General features: G+C 58.2%; 16 protein-coding genes. 9 read left to right on the forward strand and 7 right to left on the reverse strand.

The genetic code is table 11. The features are described 5' to 3' along the window. Positions 1 to 18 precede the first annotated feature (18 nt). Complete coding sequence (locus ACEQFP_RS04945; protein ID WP_005293456.1) at positions 19 to 990, forward strand: mechanosensitive ion channel family protein; 972 nt, start codon at positions 19 to 21, stop codon at positions 988 to 990. Positions 991 to 1,021: 31 nt separating this feature from the next. Here the strand turns inward: ACEQFP_RS04945 and ACEQFP_RS04950 are convergent, their stop codons facing one another. The 3 genes from ACEQFP_RS04950 to fabV all read right to left on the reverse strand — a co-directional run bounded on the left by ACEQFP_RS04950 (position 1,022) and on the right by fabV (position 3,355). Beyond that, a complete protein-coding gene (locus ACEQFP_RS04950) occupies positions 1,022 to 1,360 on the reverse strand; it encodes an outer membrane protein assembly factor BamE (protein WP_005285504.1) in 339 nt (112 codons plus the stop codon). Between the two features lie 163 nt (positions 1,361 to 1,523). Then, positions 1,524 to 1,889 carry a hypothetical protein gene (locus ACEQFP_RS04955; protein WP_370546779.1) on the reverse strand — a complete coding sequence of 122 codons (366 nt, stop codon included), beginning with the start codon at positions 1,887 to 1,889 and terminating at the stop codon, positions 1,524 to 1,526. Positions 1,890 to 2,161: 272 nt separating this feature from the next. Then, positions 2,162 to 3,355: an enoyl-ACP reductase FabV gene (gene fabV, locus ACEQFP_RS04960; RefSeq protein WP_005285502.1), complete on the reverse strand. Its 1,194-nt coding sequence runs from the start codon at positions 3,353 to 3,355 to the stop codon at positions 2,162 to 2,164. 197 nt (positions 3,356 to 3,552) lie between these two features. Here fabV and ACEQFP_RS04965 point away from each other — a divergent pair, with 197 nt between their 5' ends. Both ACEQFP_RS04965 and ACEQFP_RS04970 read left to right on the forward strand, forming a co-directional pair. Then, the gene (locus tag ACEQFP_RS04965) at positions 3,553 to 5,013 is read left to right on the forward strand and encodes an AMP nucleosidase (RefSeq protein ID WP_035598584.1); all 1,461 of its coding nucleotides are present in this window, start codon (positions 3,553 to 3,555) and stop codon (positions 5,011 to 5,013) included. Positions 5,014 to 5,148: 135 nt separating this feature from the next. Further along, complete coding sequence (locus ACEQFP_RS04970; protein ID WP_005293451.1) at positions 5,149 to 7,092, forward strand: exoribonuclease II; 1,944 nt, start codon at positions 5,149 to 5,151, stop codon at positions 7,090 to 7,092. A 79-nt stretch (positions 7,093 to 7,171) separates the two neighbouring features. Here ACEQFP_RS04970 and ACEQFP_RS04975 read toward each other — a convergent pair whose 3' ends face one another. Continuing rightward, complete coding sequence (locus ACEQFP_RS04975) at positions 7,172 to 8,476, reverse strand: amino acid permease (protein ID WP_005293448.1); 1,305 nt, start codon at positions 8,474 to 8,476, stop codon at positions 7,172 to 7,174. Between the two features lie 633 nt (positions 8,477 to 9,109). Between ACEQFP_RS04975 and ACEQFP_RS04980 the strand changes: the two genes are divergently transcribed. After that, positions 9,110 to 9,700 carry an NAD(P)H-dependent oxidoreductase gene (locus tag ACEQFP_RS04980; RefSeq protein ID WP_035606754.1) on the forward strand — a complete coding sequence of 197 codons (591 nt, stop codon included), beginning with the start codon at positions 9,110 to 9,112 and terminating at the stop codon, positions 9,698 to 9,700. Between the two features lie 71 nt (positions 9,701 to 9,771). Here ACEQFP_RS04980 and pepT read toward each other — a convergent pair whose 3' ends face one another. After that, positions 9,772 to 11,007, reverse strand: a complete 1,236-nt coding sequence (pepT, locus tag ACEQFP_RS04985; RefSeq protein ID WP_005285491.1) for a peptidase T — start codon at positions 11,005 to 11,007, stop codon at positions 9,772 to 9,774. Between the two features lie 690 nt (positions 11,008 to 11,697). On the opposite strand from pepT, the gene potA reads away from it, so the two are divergent. From potA to potD, 5 genes are all read left to right on the forward strand, one after another. Continuing rightward, the gene (gene potA / locus ACEQFP_RS04990) at positions 11,698 to 12,831 is read left to right on the forward strand and encodes a spermidine/putrescine ABC transporter ATP-binding protein PotA (RefSeq protein WP_005285486.1); all 1,134 of its coding nucleotides are present in this window, start codon (positions 11,698 to 11,700) and stop codon (positions 12,829 to 12,831) included. Beyond that, on the forward strand, positions 12,815 to 13,681 hold the full coding sequence (gene potB / locus ACEQFP_RS04995; RefSeq protein ID WP_005285485.1) for a spermidine/putrescine ABC transporter permease PotB: 867 nt from the start codon (positions 12,815 to 12,817) through the stop codon (positions 13,679 to 13,681). Before potA ends, potB begins: the two co-directional genes overlap by 17 nt. Before the next feature lie 168 nt (positions 13,682 to 13,849). Continuing rightward, a complete protein-coding gene (gene potC / locus ACEQFP_RS05000) occupies positions 13,850 to 14,626 on the forward strand; it encodes a spermidine/putrescine ABC transporter permease PotC (protein WP_005285484.1) in 777 nt (258 codons plus the stop codon). Between the two features lie 430 nt (positions 14,627 to 15,056). Beyond that, complete coding sequence (gene cadB, locus ACEQFP_RS05005) at positions 15,057 to 16,388, forward strand: cadaverine/lysine antiporter (RefSeq protein ID WP_005293439.1); 1,332 nt, start codon at positions 15,057 to 15,059, stop codon at positions 16,386 to 16,388. Positions 16,389 to 16,576: 188 nt separating this feature from the next. Then, positions 16,577 to 17,635: a spermidine/putrescine ABC transporter substrate-binding protein PotD gene (gene potD, locus ACEQFP_RS05010; RefSeq protein ID WP_005285480.1), complete on the forward strand. Its 1,059-nt coding sequence runs from the start codon at positions 16,577 to 16,579 to the stop codon at positions 17,633 to 17,635. A 45-nt stretch (positions 17,636 to 17,680) separates the two neighbouring features. Here the strand turns inward: potD and ycfP are convergent, their stop codons facing one another. Further along, positions 17,681 to 18,223 (reverse strand): alpha/beta hydrolase YcfP, encoded by a 543-nt coding sequence (gene ycfP, locus ACEQFP_RS05015; protein WP_370546780.1) that lies wholly within the window; start codon positions 18,221 to 18,223, stop codon positions 17,681 to 17,683. 118 nt (positions 18,224 to 18,341) lie between these two features. Beyond that, complete coding sequence (gene nagZ / locus ACEQFP_RS05020) at positions 18,342 to 19,376, reverse strand: beta-N-acetylhexosaminidase (protein WP_005293432.1); 1,035 nt, start codon at positions 19,374 to 19,376, stop codon at positions 18,342 to 18,344. Positions 19,377 to 19,413: the final 37 nt, after the last annotated feature.

Consider the following 19,413-nt stretch of genomic DNA (forward strand, 5'->3'; position numbering starts at 1 on the left):
CATTAGAGGTATCCTGTCGTGACGTTGTTAGTCGAAAAGTTGCATGCTCATATCATCCTGGCCGCCGTCTTGTTACTCCTTAGTGGCTTGGTGTATGGCCTACGCAAGTGCCGAGGGAATCGCGGCACCGCCCTGCTCCAAGTGGCGCAGACCCTACTCTGGTTGCTGTTGGTGCTGCTGCTGTGTGAAGGCGTCAAGAAATACCTGCTGATCGTCGGCTTCTGGCAATGGATCAAGTACATCTCCTTCTGCCAGACGGTACTGATCATCTTCGTGCTGTTTAAGGCCATCTCCTCGGCGATCAACATCGTCGCCGATCGCCAGATCAAGAATGGTATCAATCGCTCGAAGACGCTGGTGGTGATCCGGGCGATCAACATCATCACCCTCTTCCTGCTCGCCACCCTCTTCGGCGAGCAGCTCGGCCTGAATATGTCCGGGCTGCTGACCTTCGGGGGGGTCGGTGGCGTGGCCATCGGTATCGCCAGCCGCAATATCCTGGGCAACCTGCTCTCCGGCGTGATGCTCTACTTCGACCGACCGTTTAACGTCGGCGACTGGATCCGCCTTCCCGAGAAAAACACCGAGGGGGTGGTCGCCGAAATCGGCTTACGGACCACCAAGATCGTCACCTTCGATCAGAAGCCGCTGTATATCCCTAACTCGGTGTTCTCCTCTATCATGATCGAGAACCCCGGACGCAGCGACTATCGCCGGGTTGAGTTGGCGGCGATCATCAAAACCTTCGATGCCGATCAGGTGACGACGCTACTGGCGGCATTGCGCGACAAGATCAGCCAGGATACGCGAGTCAACACGCAGCTGGAGACCTTCGTCCATATGCATAACATCACCAAGGATGGGATCCAGATCCTGATCAGCCTCTACACCACCACGCGTGACTACGCGGTCTATCTGGATCTGAAACAGAGCCTGATCGTCTACACCGTCGAGGCCGCCGCCGCACAGACATTAGAGGTGAGCTGCTAAGCCCATAGCAGGATGAGCCGAGGGACGCGCCTCATTGCGCATCGTAATGCCAGCTGCGCAGTGTCTTATCGGGATTAAAGGTTAGGGTCAGCGTCACCTCGCGGTTATAGTCACGCGGCACGATCAGATAGAGCGCCTTACCGACGCTCTTCGAATGGTAGTACCACAGGTCGCCGGCGTTATAGTCGTGTGGAAACGATGGCGGGCCGAGCAACAGCAGCACCTCGCGCTTATGCGTCTTACCCGGCACCAGGCGCTCGCCGAGCTGTTGGGCGGAGAATTGCTGCACGCGCTGTTGTTGCGTGCGGTCAATATGTCCCAGGCACCCACTCAGTAACAATAGCGCGCTCGCCAACATGACGCTACGCATGCCATGTCTGCCGCTACTTGGCATAGTGATAGCCCTGATAGGGTGATAACGCGCGCTCAATATAGAGATCGTTCTGCGCGTCATAGACCACCTGATTGGCATACAATACGCAGTAACCACTCTTGTCGCTGAGCGACAGACGAAACTCATAGGTCTCCCCCCGCTACGGAACGAAGGTGTAACCGAAGTCGCTGCAACCATAGACATATCGAAAACCGACCCGCGTCGGCGTATCGGCATAGATCAGCGTCTCGTAATAGGTCTCTCGATATCGCTCACTCACCCCACTGACCTTATTAAATCCCAGATCATGAGTCGGCCGTAGAATAAGCAGACTGGTATCGTCGACTGCGCCGGGCTTATTCCCATATTGACTGATGGTAAAACCGGGCGGATTACCGATCAGACGCACATAGGCCACATTTTTGGCCGAGGGTGGCGGTGGTGTATAGGGCACGCGGCCCCAGTAGGTGCCGCAACCGGCCAAGATGAAGATGGCGAAATAGGGCAACGTGGCGCGTAATGGCATAACCCTCCCCTGAGAAAACGGCACATCCCCCCAGCACACGATAGGGCTCTGCGCGCTGACGATGAAAGGAAATAAGATGACAGGCTAAACAGAAACAAGAGCCACTCGCGCAAAGTGACGTTACCTGAAGCGCGAAATCACTATAAATAAGCGGCGGCGAAACACAATCATTCGATGATGTGGCGGGAAAAAATCAGACAGGTATTTATCGAGGGTATTTAAAAGGGGGAATATATTATTCCCCCTATGGTAATTAATGCCTAATGAAGGCGTTACAGCGAGATGACATCGAACTGCACGTCGGGATTCACGTCCGCATCATAATCCACGCCATCCAGGCCGAACCCGAACAGACGCAGGAACTCTTCTTTATAACCGGCATAGTCGGTCAATTGATAGAGATTCTCGCTGGTGATGGATGGCCACAGATCGCGGCAGGCCTGCTGCACGTCATCACGCAGTTCCCAGTCATCCATACGGATACGCGCCTGATCATCCAACGCCAAGTCACTGCCGTACAGGCGAGTACGCATCATACGATCGACCTGCTCCATACACCCTTCGTGGATGCCTTTCTCCTTCATGATCTTGAAGGACATGGAGATGTACAGCGGCATCACCGGAATGGCGCTGGAAGCCTGCGTGACCACCGATTTGAGCACCGCGACGTGTGCCGTACCGCCGTGTGCGGCGAGGTCGCCACGAATGCCAGCGGCAGCGCGATCCAGATCCTCTTTAGCGCGACCCAGGGTGCCGTGCCAGTAGATCGGCCAGGTCAGGTCGGTACCGATGTAAGAGTAGGCGACGGATTTAGCCCCCTCCGCCAACACACCCGCATCACGCAACGCGGCCATCCACAGCTCCCAATCCTGCCCGCCCATCACGGTGATGGTGTTCTGGATCTCTTCCTCTGTGGCCGGCTCGACGCTGGCGGTGATGATCTGATCTTTGTTGGTGTCGATGGCGGTGGTGGTATACACCTCACCGATCGGCTTCAGCGCGGAGCGTACCACTTCCCCACTCTCCGGCATCTTACGCACCGGCGATGCCAGTGAATAGACCACCAGATCCACCTGACCCAGATCCTGTTTGATCAGATCGATCACCTGCTGGCGACACGCATTGGAGAACGCATCGCCGTTGATGCTCTTGGCATACAGGCCCGCTTCTTTGGCGGCCTTGTCGAAGGCGGCGGCATTATACCACCCCGCGCTGCCCGGCTTAGTTTCCGTACCCGGCTTCTCGAAGAACACACCGATGGTGGCGGCGCCAGCGCCGAAGGCTGCGGAGATGCGTGATGCCAAGCCATAACCGGTAGAGGCGCCGATCACCAGCACTTTCTTCGGACCGTTCTCGATCGGACCCTTCGCTTGGGTATAGGCGATCTGACGACGAACGTTGGCCTCGCAGCCAACCGGATGGGTAGTGGTGCAGATAAAACCGCGAACCTTAGGTTTGATAATCATAGGTGTCTGTTATCCGTTTTATGGATGAAATCAGGGCATAAGATAGCGCATTCTACCCCAATTGGGTGCTCTGATGTGTTGCTGGCAGCGAAAAAGTCCGGGGCGTCCCCCTTTTCCCCGCCGCCGCTCTCGGCTAGGCTTGCAAGAGTTGCAGCTATTTTATCCCAACGTACCACGTCAGCTTAGCGGGAGAGGCCATGAGTTCCGTCCATCACACGACATCCCTAACCCCCGAGCAGGCGATCAATCGCCTGAGCGCATACTACGATGGCGCCGTCCGCGCCCTACGCGAAGCCATCGCCGCCTTTATCGAGCGCGGCGAGATCCCCGATGACGCGGCGCGGGCCGCCGGCGGCTTCGTCTACCCGGCACTGCACGTCAGTTGGGACGGTGAGGGGCAACCGGCCGAACGCACCCGCGCCTACGGCCGCTTTAACCATCCCGGCCACTATGTCACCACCGTCACCCGGCCGGAGTTATTCCGGGGTTATCTGCTGGAACAACTGACCCTGCTGGTGCGCGAATATGGCGCCCGTATCGAGGTCCATCCCTCGCAGCAGGAGATCCCCTATCCCTATGTGATCGATGGCGCCGAACTGGCCCTTGACCGGATGATGAGTGCGGCCCTGGCGCGCCACTTCCCCATCCCCAATCTCGCTCACATCGGAGACGAAACCGCCGACGGCGCCCTCCTCGGACAGCAGGATGCGCCGCTGTCCCACTTTGACGCCCTGCGCACCGACTTCTCCCTGGCGCGTCTGCGTCACTATACCGGCACGCCGCCGGAGCATGTGCAACCCTATATCCTCTTTACCAACTACAGTCGCTATGTCGATGAGTTCGTGCGTTGGGCCTGCCGGCAGATCGCCTCCCCCAACAGCGGCTATTGCGCGCTCTCTGGCGCCGGGGGGATCTACATCGATGCCGACAATGTCGACAGCGACCCGTTGGTCTCCGATCTGGCATGGAAAAATCACCAGATGCCGGCTTACCATCTGATGCGTGAAGATGGAAGCGGCATCACGCTGGTCAACATCGGCGTCGGGCCGGCCAACGCCAAGACCATCTGCGATCATCTGGCGGTGTTGCGTCCCCATGCCTGGCTGATGATCGGCCACTGCGGCGGGCTGCGTCAGAGCCAGATCATCGGCGACTACGTCCTGGCTCACGCCTACCTGCGCGACGACCATGTGTTGGATGCCGTGCTGCCACCGGATATTCCCATTCCCAGCATCGCCGAGGTGCAACGGGCGCTGTATGACGCCACCAAGCAGATCAGCGGCATGCCCGGTGAACAGGTCAAACAGCGGCTACGCACGGGTACGGTCGTCACCACCGACGATCGTAACTGGGAGTTGCGTTACAGCGCCTCTGCTCGCCGCTTCAATCTCAGCCGAGCGGTGGCGGTCGACATGGAGAGCGCCACCATCGCCGCTCAGGGCTACCGATTCCGCGTCCCGTACGGCACCCTGTTGTGCGTCTCGGACAAGCCGCTACACGGTGAGATCAAGCTGCCCGCACAGGCCAACCGCTTCTACCAAGGGGCCATCTCCGAACATCTCCAGATCGGCATCTATGCCCTGGATCTGCTGCGGGCCGAGGGTGATCGCATGCACTCACGTAAGCTACGCACCTTTAACGAGCCGCCCTTCCGCTAACCCCGAGCGCGGCGGGGGGGAATTATGCCGCCCCCCGCCTGCCACGCTTGCCCCGGCGGGGCACTTTGCGTAACAATGGCAACCACTTTTTTGGTCGCCACGATCATTTATCAGCCGGAATCACTATTTCACATTATGTTTCAGGACAATCCGCTGCTTGCCCAGCTAAAACAGCAACTTCACTCGCAAACCCCCCGCGTAGAAGGCGTGGTCAAGGGGACCGACAAAGGCTTTGGCTTTCTCGAGGTTGACGCGCAGAAAAGCTATTTCATTCCGCCGCCGCAGATGAAGAAGGTAATGCACGGTGACCGCGTTCGCGCCGCCGTCCAGATTGATAAGGAACGTGAAATCGCCGAGCCGGAGGAGCTGATCGAGCCGTTCCTGACCCGCTTCGTCGGCCGTATTCAGAAGAAGGCCAACGATGATCGCCTGTCCATCATCCCCGATCATCCGCTGCTGAAGGACAGCATCGGCTGCCGTCCGGCACGTGGACTGGATCGCGCCTTCCAACAGGGTGACTGGGTCTTGGCCGAGATGCGCCGCCACCCGCTGAAGGGCGATCGCGGCTTCTTCGCCGAGATCACCACCTTCATCACCGATGGCGACGACCATTTTGCCCCCTGGTGGGTGACCCTGGCGCGTCACGATCTGGCACGTCAGGCGCCACAATGGCAGGCTGGCGAGATGTTGGATGAGGGACTGGTGCGGGAGGATCTCTCTGCCCTGCCCTTCGTCACCATCGACAGCGCCAGCACCGAAGATATGGACGATGCGCTGTATGTCGCGGACAATGCCGACGGTAGCCTGAAACTCACCATCGCCATCGCCGATCCGACCGCCTATGTCAGCGCCGATTGCCCGTTGGATGCCGAGGCGCGCCAGCGTGCCTTCACCACCTACCTGCCGGGCTTCAACATTCCGATGCTGCCGCGTGACCTCTCGGATGACTTGTGTTCGCTGCGTGCCGGTCAACGCCGTCCGGTGCTGGCCTGCGAAGTCACCATCGACGCCGATGGTAGCCTGCGCGACGATATCCGCTTCTTTAGCGGCTGGATCGAATCCAAGGCCAAGTTGGTTTATGACCAGGTCTCCGACTGGCTGGAAGGCTGCGGCGACTGGCAGCCGAACGATGCGGCCATCGCCGAGCAGATCCGCCTGCTGCACCGCGTCGCCAACGCCCGTACCGCCTGGCGCCAGCAGCATGCACTGGTGTTCCGCGATCGCCCCGACTACCGTTTCATTCTCGATGATAACGGCGACGTGCGCGACATCGTCGCCGAACCACGCCGCGTCGCTAACCGCATCGTCGAAGAGTGCATGATCACCGCCAACGTCTGCGCGGCGCTGGTGCTGCGTGAGCGTCTCGGCTTCGGGATCTACAACACCCATACCGGTTTCGATCCAGCGCTGGTCGAGCAGGCCGTCTCGCTGCTGGCCGCCAACGACGTCGCCGCCAACGCCGAGGCGCTGCTGACGCTGGAGGGCTTCTGCACCCTGCGTCGCCACCTGGATTCGCTGCCGAGTACCTTCCTCGACAGCCGTATTCGTCGCTTCCAGACCTTCGCCGAGATCAGCACCGAGCCGGGACCGCACTTCGGCCTGGGCCTGGAGGCCTATGCCACCTGGACCTCGCCGATCCGTAAGTATGGCGATATGGTCAACCATCGTCTGTTGAAGGCGCTGATCGCCGACCAGCCGACCTCACGTCCGGATGCGGCCATGACCCTGCAACTGGCCGAGCGCCGTCGCCAAAACCGCATGGCGGAACGCGACGTCGGCGATTGGTTGTACGCCCGCTTCCTGAAGGACAAGGTGAACGCCCCGACGCCGTTCAACGCGGAGATCATCGACATCTCACGCGGCGGCATGCGAGTACGTCTGCTGGATAACGGTGCGGTCGCCTTCGTCCCCGCCTCCTTCATCCATGCGGTACGCGACGAGCTGGTATGTAGCCAAGAGAGCGGCACCATCCAGGTGAAAGGCGAAGTCGTCTTCCGCCAGGGTGACACCGTGCCGGTGACCCTCAGCGAGGTGCGCCTCGACACGCGCAGCCTGATCGCTCGCCCGTTCAGCGCCTAACGCACGACGCGTTCGCCTGTCACCCCAACCCGCGGGCCGTCTTCCGGCCGCCCGCGGGTATGTCTCCCCATGAAATCGCTTAGGAAAAGGCCAACAACGGCGAGATACACAGCAAGATCCCGGTAATGATCACCAGCCACAGGGTCGGCGTCTTCAGGCGATGCAACGCCGGCACGCGGTACACCAACCACGCGGGGATCAGGCAACCGACCAGGCCGAAGATCGGACTACAGACCGAGGTGAAGCTGAGGATCGGCAGATTGGTGACCTGCGCCCCCCACGCCATGAAGATGATGGCGATGGTCACGCAACGACGGATCAGTCGTTGATCCAAGGTCTCTCCCGGCCGAAAACGTTGTAACGCATTGATCACCAACCCCATACACGCCTCACGAAAACCAAGAAACACCCCGAAAAACGAGGTCACCACGGCGAACAAGTTAATCACGATCCCGACCACCGTCACCCAGGCGCCGGGAATATACTGCGCGGTAATGGCCAGCGATGAGATATTCTGTTGGCTCGCCTGGACGGCGCTCTCATGCGACATGCCCAGCGAAAACGACAGCGCGTAAAAGAAGACGATGACGAACAGGATCACGAAGGCCACGGTCATCGCCCGCTGCGACTTATAGCGGGCAACGGCGATACTGACATTCTTGGCTCGGTAGGCGATCACCATCGGGCTGAGCGATTGAATAAACAGAATCGAGGTCAGGGTAAAGGGTAGCGTGATGATGGCATTCTTGATCAGCTCGCCCGTCGGCGGCAGTGGGCCAATGTTGGCGACATCCCAGTGCGGCACCATCAGGATACCCAGCATCGTCACCGCCAGCAGCACGGTGATCGCCATTCCCCCGGAAAGGCTGAACAACAGACGCTCGCTTACCGCGGCGATGAACACCAAGAGGCAGATCAACCCCAGGCCATACAGTGGGTTCTGCGACAGTAGCGAGGTCGTCACCTCAAAGGTGTGTAAGTAGGAGGCGCTATCGTTGGTGATCGCCAAGGTATAGACGAATACCCAGATGATCAACATGATAAAATAGAGGATACCTAACGTTATTCCCCAGTTCTTCCCCAAATAACCACTGATCACCCCGGGATAGTCGTTACACTCCGCCGACTCGGCCAGCGTATTGATAAACAGGCGTTGGAACAAATACATCGCCGGATATCCAATCACCGCCGAAAGCAGAAAGACCCACAACCCCATCAAGCCAACCTGCACGGGCAGAAACACAATGCCCGCGCCGATGGCCATCCCGATGCTCATGGTGATCCAAGCAATATCCGTACTATCGAAACGGGTGGCGGCGCGCCATTGCGCGTTATCCATCCCGGCGGCGAGCGCCCGAGCACTCGCCATGGTATTCTCCTTCATTGACTGACTCCCTGTCGGCTAATTGGCCATATACTAGCTTTTCATTCTGCTGTAACGGCACGGCGATGGAGGCCCATCGCGACCCCTCGTTTTATTTTTCTATCCGCACCAACCTAGCACGACAGATGAGAAAAGGGTGCCTCTTTCCTCCTCCCCCTGAATGCCTTGGCAGAGAAAATTTTCTCTCGGCACGATATTGCGCCATGCCTCGCCCGTTTATGACCATAATCTCTGGTAGCGCATGGTGTTACCCTGGTCATTACATTAATCAATACATTGATATAATTACTATTTTAACAAAAAGATGTCACGAGTTCGCGGGCGATATAACTTGTTCCCGATCACAGGCTACCTATGTCGATCAAGGCGATTACAGAGCACGATTTTGCACTGACGGCGGATCTGCGCCACAGAATGGAAACACGGCACGGTGCTATGCTTTTTTACGGTGCCTTCCTAGTGAAATCTAACGCATCTACGCGCTCGTTAGCGCATGGAAAAACCCGGGGACACGTCACCGCCACGACCCTTTTAGTGCCTTACCTCCAGCGCAATGGTTCCAATGTAATAATCATAGTGATAATTTCATCGGCAGGTAAATTTAACCGCATATCGGGAATATCGGAGTCTCTTATGAGTCGCATTCTACTGCTTAACGGCATGAAAAAATTTGGCCACTCCAACGGCCTGCTGAACACCACCCTGCACGATTGCGCCCACGATCTGTTGAGCGAATGGGGGCATGAGTTGCGCGCCACCACCATCGATCAGGGCTACCAAATCGAACAAGAGGTCGAGAATATCCTATGGGCAGACTGCATTATTTATCAAATGCCGGGATGGTGGATGGGTGAGCCGTGGATCGTTAAGAAATACCTGGATGACGTGTTTACCGCCGGTCATGGCCGCCTGTACACCAACGATGGCCGCACGCGCTCCGATGCCAGCAAGAAGTATGGCTCCGGCGGCCTACTACAGGACAAACAGTATATGCTGTCACTGACCTGGAATGCGCCCCAAGAGGCCTTCGACGATCCGGCACAGTTCTTCCAAGGACAAGGCATCGATGGTGTCTATCTCCATTTCCATAAGGCCAACCAGTTCCTTGGCATGCGCCCACTGCCGACCTTCCTGTGCACCGATGTGATCAAACGCCCGGACGTCGAGCATAACCTGGCGCGCTATCATGCGCACCTGGCCGAGCTCTTCCGCCCCGCACGTTAACGATACGGGCCTTAGCTTGACTGTCCCGCGCGGCGTATCACTCCCTCGCCACGCCGCGCGGCCATTTATCTTTACGCGTTACGTGCACGCTCGGCGGTCAGCTCGGCGATACGCATGATCACCGCCACCGCCTTCTCCATTCCCTCTAGGGTAATGAACTCATGCTTACCGTGGAAGTTATAGCCGCCGGTAAACAGGTTCGGACAAGGCAGCCCGCGGAAGGAGAGCTGGGCCCCATCGGTGCCGCCACGGATCGGGCGCTCGATCGGCTCGATATCCAGATCGCGCATCGCCTGGCGCGCCAGCGCGACGATATGCGGGTGCTTCGCGACCTCATCGCGCATGTTGTAGTAGGTATCGTCCAGCGTCACCTCGATATAGCACTCCGGATGTAGCCCCTGGCCAACCTGCTTGGCGATGTCCATGATGCGCTTCTTACGCGCCTCGAACCCTTCGCGGCTGAAGTCACGCACGATGTAGTGCATCTCGGCCTTCTCAACGCTGCCCTTCATCGAAACCAGGTGGTAGAACCCTTCGTAGCCCTCGGTCAACTCGGGGACTTCCGCCGCCGGCAGCAACGCATGAATCCGGTTGGCCAGCCCCAAGGCGTTGACCATCACCCCCTTGGCGCTGCCGGGATGCACATTGTTGCCATTGATCTTGATCGACACCGAGGCGGCGTTGAAGTTTTCACACTCCAACTCCCCGACGCCGCCGCCATCGACGGTATAGGCCCACTCGGCGTCGAAGGCCGCGACATCGAAGTGTTGCGCCCCCTTGCCCACCTCTTCGTCTGGCGTGAAGGCGACACGGATCTCCCCATGCGGCACATCGCTTTGCTTGAGGCGAGCCAACGCGGTCATGATCTCGGCGATCCCCGACTTATCATCGGCGCCCAGCAGCGTCTTCCCATCGGTGGTGATCAGCGTCTGCCCCAGCAGTTGGTGCAACACCGGGAACATCACCGGCGACAGGATCTCATCACCGACACCGAGGGCGATGTCGCCACCACGATAATTCTCCACAATCTGCGGATTCACATTCTTCCCGCTGGCATCGGGCGCGGTATCCATATGGGAGATGAAACCGATGGTCGGTACCGGCCAATCGACGTTAGCCGGCAGCGTCGCCATCACGCAACCATGTTCGCTCAGTGTCACCTGCTCCAACCCCAACGCCGTCAACTCGCTCTGTAGGACGCGAGCCAGTTTCAGTTGGCCCTCGGTGCTCGGCACCTGGCGTACACCCGGCTTGGACTGTGTGTCAAAAGAGACATAGTTAAGAAAACGATCAAGTAAGTTATTCATTTGCTATTTTCCCCATTCTTGTCGCCCCATTATGCGGAGCCGCTCTCGGCCGAATATTGCGTCAGGTCATTTTGAATGATATTTGCTTTTGTCTACCAGCGAAAAAACCTGATCGGACAGGGGATTGACACGAAATGACTCCTCGCGACCTCGCCTACCTGCTGCCGCATCACTCACTCTTTAGCCGTTTTGACGGGATGTGCGGCCATTCGCTCAGGCCGCTCGGGAGACACACCACAAACGGCGAGCACGCTAAACGCCCTCATCCCACGATGAGTCCGTCAGTTAAGGAGCCCCACTCTCCGCCGGATCTTCGTCGCCACGGCCCTTCCCGCCAACGCCTCGGTCAGATCGGTGAACGTAGGATGGCTCTCCCTCTCCGTTGAGTGCCCGTTGCTGGAGATCCCGCGCGCCATTCTCTCACCGCCAGCCGATGTGCGCCGCATGCGCACCTTGCCTCTTGGCGCCGAATTTGTCGGTGAGCCTCAGCCAACTGCTGGGATTTCGAGAGGAAATTGGCGAATTCTGCCCGCGCTAGCTTTCAATTATTCTCCGCAGGGTCTATCATGCGCGCTCTAAAAATTTGATTGACGCCGCTGGTTTCGAGCGCGGGATAACTCCGCGGCTCACGCAGTCTTTTTCAGCGGCGGTTCTATCTGCAACATCTCTCGGGATAGAGTAACTAAATAAATGACTGAGACTTCCTCTGTAGACTCGCAAACGCTTCCGGTCGTATGCCTGACCCAAATCCGTAAATCGTTTGATGGCAAAGCGATCATCAACGATCTCGATCTCACCATCAATCATGGTGAATTTCTGACTATCCTTGGCCCCTCAGGCTGTGGCAAGACCACGGTACTGCGTCTGATCGCGGGTCTCGAGGAGGTCGACAGCGGCCAGGTGGTGCTGGATGGTGAAGAGATCACCCATCTGCCCGCCGAGCAGCGCCACGTCAATACCGTCTTCCAGAGTTATGCGCTCTTCCCGCACATGACGGTATTCGAAAACGTGGCGTTCGGTCTGCGCATGCAGAAGACACCGCGCGATGAGATCACGCCGCGTGTCATGGATGCCCTGCGCATGGTGCAGTTGGATGAGATGGCGCAGCGCCGTCCCCACCAACTCTCCGGTGGTCAGCAACAGCGCGTCGCCATCGCCCGTGCGGTCGTCAACAAACCACGCGTTCTGTTGCTGGATGAGTCGCTGTCGGCGCTGGACTACAAACTGCGTAAACAGATGCAGAATGAGCTGAAGGCGCTACAACGCAAACTGGGCATCACCTTTATCTTCGTCACCCACGATCAGGAAGAGGCGCTCACGATGTCGGACCGCATCGTGGTGATGCGCGATGGTCGTATCGAGCAAGACGGCACCCCGCGTGAGATTTATGAGGAGCCGAAAAATCTGTTTGTCGCCAGCTTTATCGGTGAAATCAACATCTTTGATGCCAGCGTATTGCATCGTATCGACGAGCAGCGCGTCCGCGCCAACGTCGAAGGGCGCGAGTGCGACATCTATGTCAATCCCGAGATGCATGTCGTCGCGGGGGATCGCCTGAAGGTGCTGCTGCGCCCGGAAGATCTGCGCGTCGAGGAGATCAGCGACAGCGAGCAGGTCGATGGCATCGTCGGCTACGTGCGCGAACGTAACTACAAGGGGATGACCCTGGAGTCCAGCGTCGAGCTAGAAAATGGCAAGATGGTGATGGTCAGCGAGTTTTTCAACGAAGACGATCCGGATGTGGACCACTCGCTCAATCAGAAGATGGCGGTGACCTGGGTCGAGAGCTGGGAGGTGGTGCTGCCCGATGAAGAGATCGCGTAAGCTTTTCCAGAATGTGGTGATCACCATGGTAGTGGGCTGGCTGTCGCTGTTCGTCTTCCTGCCTAACCTGATGATCATCGCCACCAGCTTCCTGACCCGTGACGATGCCAATCTGGTGCGCATGGTATTCACCTGGGATAACTACCAGCGATTATTCGATCCGCTGTATGCCGAGGTGTTACTGCATTCGCTTAACATGGCGTTGATGGCGACCCTGAGTTGCCTGGTGATCGGCTACCCGTTCGCCTTTATCTTGGCGCGTCTACCGCATCGAGTACGTCCGTTGCTGCTGTTTCTGCTGATCGTCCCCTTCTGGACCAACTCGCTGATCCGCATCTACGGGCTGAAGCTGTTCCTCAGTACACGCGGTTACCTCAACGAGTTTCTGTTATGGATCGGCCTCATCGATCAACCGTTACGCCTGATGTATACCTCGACGGCCGTGGTGCTCGGCCTGGTGTACATCCTGCTCCCCTTCATGGTGATGCCGCTCTATTCGAGCATCGAAAAGCTGGATCGCTCGGTGTTAGAGGCGGCCCGCGATCTCGGCGCCAACAAGCTGCACACCTTCCTGCGTATCATCGTACCGTTGACCATGCCGGGGATTGTCGCCGGTTGTCTGCTGGTGATGTTGCCATCGCTGGGGCTGTTCTATATCGCCGACCTCTTGGGCGGTGCCAAGAACCTATTGATCGGTAACGTCATTAAGAGCCAGTTCCTCAATATCCGTGACTGGCCGTTTGGCGCGGCCACCAGCATCTGTCTGACGCTGGTGATGGGCGTGATGCTGCTGATCTACTACCGCGTCGGTAAACTACTCAATCGCAAGGCCAGTGATTTGGGTGACTGATGGCGTCGCACGCGGCGCCATCACTGCCGCAGGGAAGCGACGGAATAGACGATGATATCCATTTGTTTTATTTGACGATATGTCAAATGGTTGGGAGAAGATAATCAAATTGTCCATGCTGCATAAGTACCACGGAGGCGTATGCCGCCACGCCCAGGAGGCACAGCCATGTTCGGTCGCCTGATGCGCGGAGGGTTCATGACCCTCGTCTACGCTTACTTATATATCCCTATCATTATTTTGATCGCCAACTCCTTTAACAGCTCGCGTTTTGGCATCAACTGGAAGCACTTTACCTTCGACTGGTACAGCACGCTGATGAATAACGACAGCCTGCTCCAGGCGGCGGGCCACTCGATCACCATGGCCGTGCTCTCCGCCACCTTTGCCACCCTGATCGGTTCACTGACGGCGGTGGCGCTATTCCGCTACCACTTTCGGGGCAAGCCTTTCGTTGGCGGCATGCTGTTCGTAGTAATGATGTCGCCGGATATTGTGATGGCGATCTCTCTACTGGTCCTATTTATGCTGTTGGGGGTCTCGCTCGGCTTCTGGTCACTGCTGTTCTCCCATATCACTTTCTGCCTGCCCTTCGTGGTGGTCACCGTTTTCTCGCGCCTGAAAGGATTCGACGTGCGGATGTTGGAAGCGGCGCGCGACCTCGGTGCCAGCGAGTTGGTTATCCTGCGCAAGATCCTGTTACCGCTGGCCATGCCGGCGGTGGCTGCCGGCTGGTTACTCAGCTTTACCCTGTCGATGGACGATGTGGTCGTCTCCTCCTTCGTCACCGGGCCGAGCTATGAGATCCTGCCGTTGAAGATCTACTCGATGGTTAAGGTCGGTGTCTCGCCAGAGGTCAACGCCTTAGCCACGATCCTGTTGGCGCTGTCGCTGCTGCTGGTCCTCGCCAGCCAACTGATCCTGCGCGACCGTACCAAACACTGATCCCTGCGTGTTGGCGACCGTATGATTCGCCAACACACGTCAACATCAATAGACAGCGTTAAGTTGACTAACGTCGGCCGAATAGCCCGATAGTGCCCGCTGCACGCTGAGCATAAAAATATTTTTCCCATTCCCCTCTCAGAGTGGGGCATTTCTCCCCCCATTGACGCATTCTCCTCGGTTTTGGCTCGGCCAAACACCAGCACCCACTGCGCGCCCCTCCCGTGCAATGACCCCGCTCAAAACCGCTTACCACGTCAGGAAAGACGCAAAAAGGCGAGAAAAAAGACAATTAAGTAATACATTAACCATACCAGTGGCTGTGATTCGAGTCACAAATTAACCTATAATTACGTCCAGGACTTGATTAATAGCAGCGGCGCGCACCGTGAAGGAGCACGGTCACCACGTCAGTATTTACGGGGCTAACATGGCGTCTTCAAAAAAAATTGGGCTTTTCGCCTGCACGGGTATCGTCGCCGGTAACATGATGGGCAGCGGCATCGCGCTGTTACCGGCAAACCTCGCCAAAATTGGTTCCATTGCACTCTTTGGTTGGTTAATTGCCTTGGTCGGCGCCATGTCGTTGGCCTTTGTTTTTGCACGTTTGACAACACGCGATCCGCAGGTTGGCGGTCCCATCGCCTATGCCGGCCGCCTCGGCCCAGCCTTCGGCTTCCAAACGGCGGTGCTCTACTATCACGCCAACTGGATCGGCAACCTGGCCGACTGCCTGGCGGGGGTAGCCTACCTGTCGGTCTTCTTTCCCATGCTCAATCACCCGATCCCCGCCGGCATCGCCAGCATCGTCATCATCTGGATCATGGCCTTCATCAACCTGATGGGCGGGAGCTGGGTCAGCCGCCTGACCACCTTGGGATTGATCCTGGTGCTGCTCCCGGTCGTCGGTACCGCCATCGCCGGTTGGCACTGGTTCGATCCTGCGCTGTATCACGCCAACTGGAACACCACCCACAGCAGTAGCGGTGATGCCGTACTGCACAGTATCTTGATCTGCCTGTGGGCGTTTGTCGGCGTCGAGAGCGCCGCAGTAAGCTCAGGACTGGTGAAGAATGCGCAACGTACCGTGCCGCTGGCCACCATGCTGGGGACGGCATTGGCGGGGCTAGTCTACATCCTGGCAACCCAGGTGATGAGTGGCATGTTCCCCGCCGCGACCATGGCGGCGACCGGTGCCCCCTTCGCCGCCAGTGCCGCCATGATCCTCGGCGGCTGGGCCGCGCCGGTGGTGTCCGCCTTCACCGCCTTCGCCTGCCTGGCGGCATTAGGCTCGTGGATGATGTTAGTCGGCCAAGCCGGGGTGCGCGCCGCGCGCGACGGTAACTTCCCCAAGATCTATGGTGAGGTCGATGCCAACGGGGTGCCGCGCAAGGGGATCATCCTGTCGGCGCTGAAAATGACCGCGCTGATGGCGCTGATGACCTTCTTGGCCAGTAGTGGTGCCAAGACCTCCGATATCTTCGGTAATCTGATCGGCATCGCCGTATTGTTAACCATGCTGCCCTACTTTTACTCCTGCGTGGCGCTGATCCGCCTGGAGGGGGCCTCACTGCATCACCTCTTGAGCCTGACGGCCGCCACCCTGGGCTGCTTGTTCTGTTTTATCGCACTGAGTGGCGCAGAGTCGGTCAAGCTGGCGCTCACCTTCATCATCAGCCTGAGCATCCTGATGTTCTACGCGCGCCGCCAGGGGGCGCACGAGCAAGCCTACGCCCGTCTCAATCGAGACACCCCGCGCTAAACGTACCACGCAGGCCGTCCGCTTTCCTTGCCGGGCGGCCTGTTCAGCGCCCCACCTCGACCATTGACGCTTTACCCCCGTCCGACGCGCTCCTATAATAGCCGCCCTGTTTGTTGTGGTTCGCCCAGGCGTTCCGGCGGCGGACAGCTCCATCTTCTGTTTCGACCTTCACTATAGGGATACGCTGAATGAAAAAGTGGTCACCTCTGGTAGCCGCAGGTTTGCTGGCATGCGGGAGCCATGCTGCATACGCTGCCGATGCGCCGAAAACTGACAATAACACTGTCTATTTCTACAACTGGACCGAATATGTACCGCCGGGACTGCTGGAGCAGTTCACTAAGGAGACGGGCATCAAGGTCATTTATTCGACCTACGAATCTAACGAGACCATGTACGCCAAACTGAAGACGTACAAGGACGGGGCCTATGATCTGGTGGTGCCTTCCACCTACTATGTGGCCAAGATGCGTAACGAAGGGATGCTGCAAAAGATCGACCACAGCAAACTGAGTAACTTCCATAACCTGGACCCGAATCTGTTGCACAAGTCCTTCGACCCGAAGAACGACTACTCTATCCCGTATATCTGGGGAGCGACGGCGATCGGCGTCAACAGCGATGCGATCGATCCCGCCACCATCACCAGTTGGGCCGACCTGTGGAAACCCGAGTATAAAGGTAGCCTGCTGTTGACGGATGACGCCCGTGAAGTCTTCCAGATCGCCCTGCGTAAACTGGGCTACTCGGGTAACACCACCGATCCCAAACAGATCCAGGCCGCCTATGCGGAGTTAGTGAAGCTGATGCCCAATGTCCTGGCCTTTAACTCCGACAACCCGGCCAATCCGTTCATGGAGGGAGAGGTCAATCTGGGGATGATCTGGAACGGCTCGGCCTACGTGGCGCGCCAAGCCGGCACACCGGTACAGATCGTCTGGCCGAAAGAGGGCGCCATTTTCTGGATGGATAGCCTGGCCATTCCGGCCAACGCCAAGAACCCGGAGGGGGCGCTGAAGCTGATCAACTTCCTGCTACGCCCTGAGATCGCGGCACAAGTAGCCGAAACCATCGGCTACCCGACGCCAAACCTGGCGGCACAAAAACTGTTGCCGAAAGAGGTGGTCGGCGATAAGTCACTCTACCCGGATGCGGAAACCATCGCCAAGGGCGAATGGCAGAACGATGTTGGCAGCGCCAGCGAGATCTACGAGACTGACTTCCAGAAACTGAAGGCGGGACGCTAAGCCACGCCCTACCCCGCGCGGGGGAGTCGACTCCCCCGCCCATCATCACGCCACGCTCTTAAAGGCGCGAATACGTTGGAGATGCGGTGATAAGCTCGGGAACTTATGCCCCTGCTGCTCATCCCACACCACCTCATAGTAGGGGTCCAACAAGGCGGCGCTACGCGCACTATCCAACGCCTCATCATGACGCGACAACAACACCAACGCGCGTCCCCGATTTTTACTCCGAAAGTTATCCACGCACTTGGTTGCGATGTCGGCATACTCCTCGGGGCGATCGATCAACTCGAGCATGGTCTCCTGCGGAAAGAGATTCGGGTTGACCAAGACCTGACGGATACCGCAGAGGAAACCGATGCGCTCAGCCCAGTAGCCCCCCAAGCCGACGCCACAGATCAGCGCACGCTCATCACCGCCCTGCTGTACCACGCGATGCACCTCGTTCAGCAGATGCTGCATATCATGGCGCGGATGACGCGTGCTATAGCTGACTAAGCGCACGTCCTGATCGATAAACTGCAACTGCAACACCTTTTGATGATTCCCCGGACTGGTGGAATCGAAACCATGCAGATAAATAATCATCTCTCTCCCTAGGCGGTTTCCCGCGCTGATTCTTACGTCCCACAGGCGGCATCGTCACGAGGCGAGGATGCCGCCGGGCCGTTACGCCGCAGCTCGCACGGCAATGATACAGCGGTCGCTATGCCTGCACACCGGCCGCCTTGGCCTCTTCCCAACGCTGCTGTAATCGCTGTAGCTCTTGATGCGCCTGCTGCCAACGCGCGCTGGCACGCAACGCTTGACCATCGACCACGCCACGATGATACAGGCTCGCGATACGCGCCGTTCCCTCGGCTCGCAGATTGTCCAACACGCTGACCGCGCCCTGGCGATTGTTACACACCAGAATCATGTCACAACCGGCATCCAGAGAGGCTTGCGCCCGCTGAGCATAGTCGCCCAATACCGCCGCGCCATTCATCGACAGATCGTCCGAGAAGATCACCCCCTCGAAGCCTAATTCCTGACGCAATACCTGCCGTAACCAGTAAGGTGAGCCGCTGGCCGGGCGCGGATCGACCTGAGGGAAGATCACGTGTGCCGGCATCACCGCGTCCAGTTTCGCGCGGGCATTCAGCTCACTGAAAATAACCATATCATGCTCAAGGATTTGCGCCAGAGGGCGATCGTCGATCGGCGTCTCTTTATGTGAATCCGCGCTCACCTTACCGTGCCCCGGGAAATGCTTACCGGTCGCCTTCATTCCCGCCTGATGCATGCCATCGATGAAGGCCTCGGCCAATGGAATCGCCTGCTCTGGCTGACGGTGGAAGGCGCGTTCGCCGATAGCGGCGCTACCATGCCCCAGATCCAGAACCGGAGCAAAGCTGAGATCGATATCCATGGCGATCATCTCACACGCCATCAACCAGCCGCCCTCTAACGCGAGGCGTCGCGCCTCTGCGGGCGAATTCAACGCGCCATAGGCCTGCGCCGCGGGTAAGCGTGTAAATCCCTGATGGAAACGCTGCACCCGTCCCCCCTCTTGATCGACGCTCACCAAGATGCGCTGACGCGAAACTTGACGGATCTGGCGCACCAACTCACGCAACTGCTCAGTATCATGAAAGTTACGGCTGAACAGGATCAGGCCGCCGACCAACGGATGATTGAGGATTTCACGCTCTTCGGCATCCAACTCATAGCCGACAACATCCAGCATTACAGGACCCACACCACTTCTCCTTTCTGGCGGCGCGCCGCGCCGCATC

Source organism: Edwardsiella sp. A.80236, from assembly GCF_044540725.1.
Classification (GTDB): domain Bacteria; phylum Pseudomonadota; class Gammaproteobacteria; order Enterobacterales; family Enterobacteriaceae; genus Edwardsiella; species Edwardsiella tarda.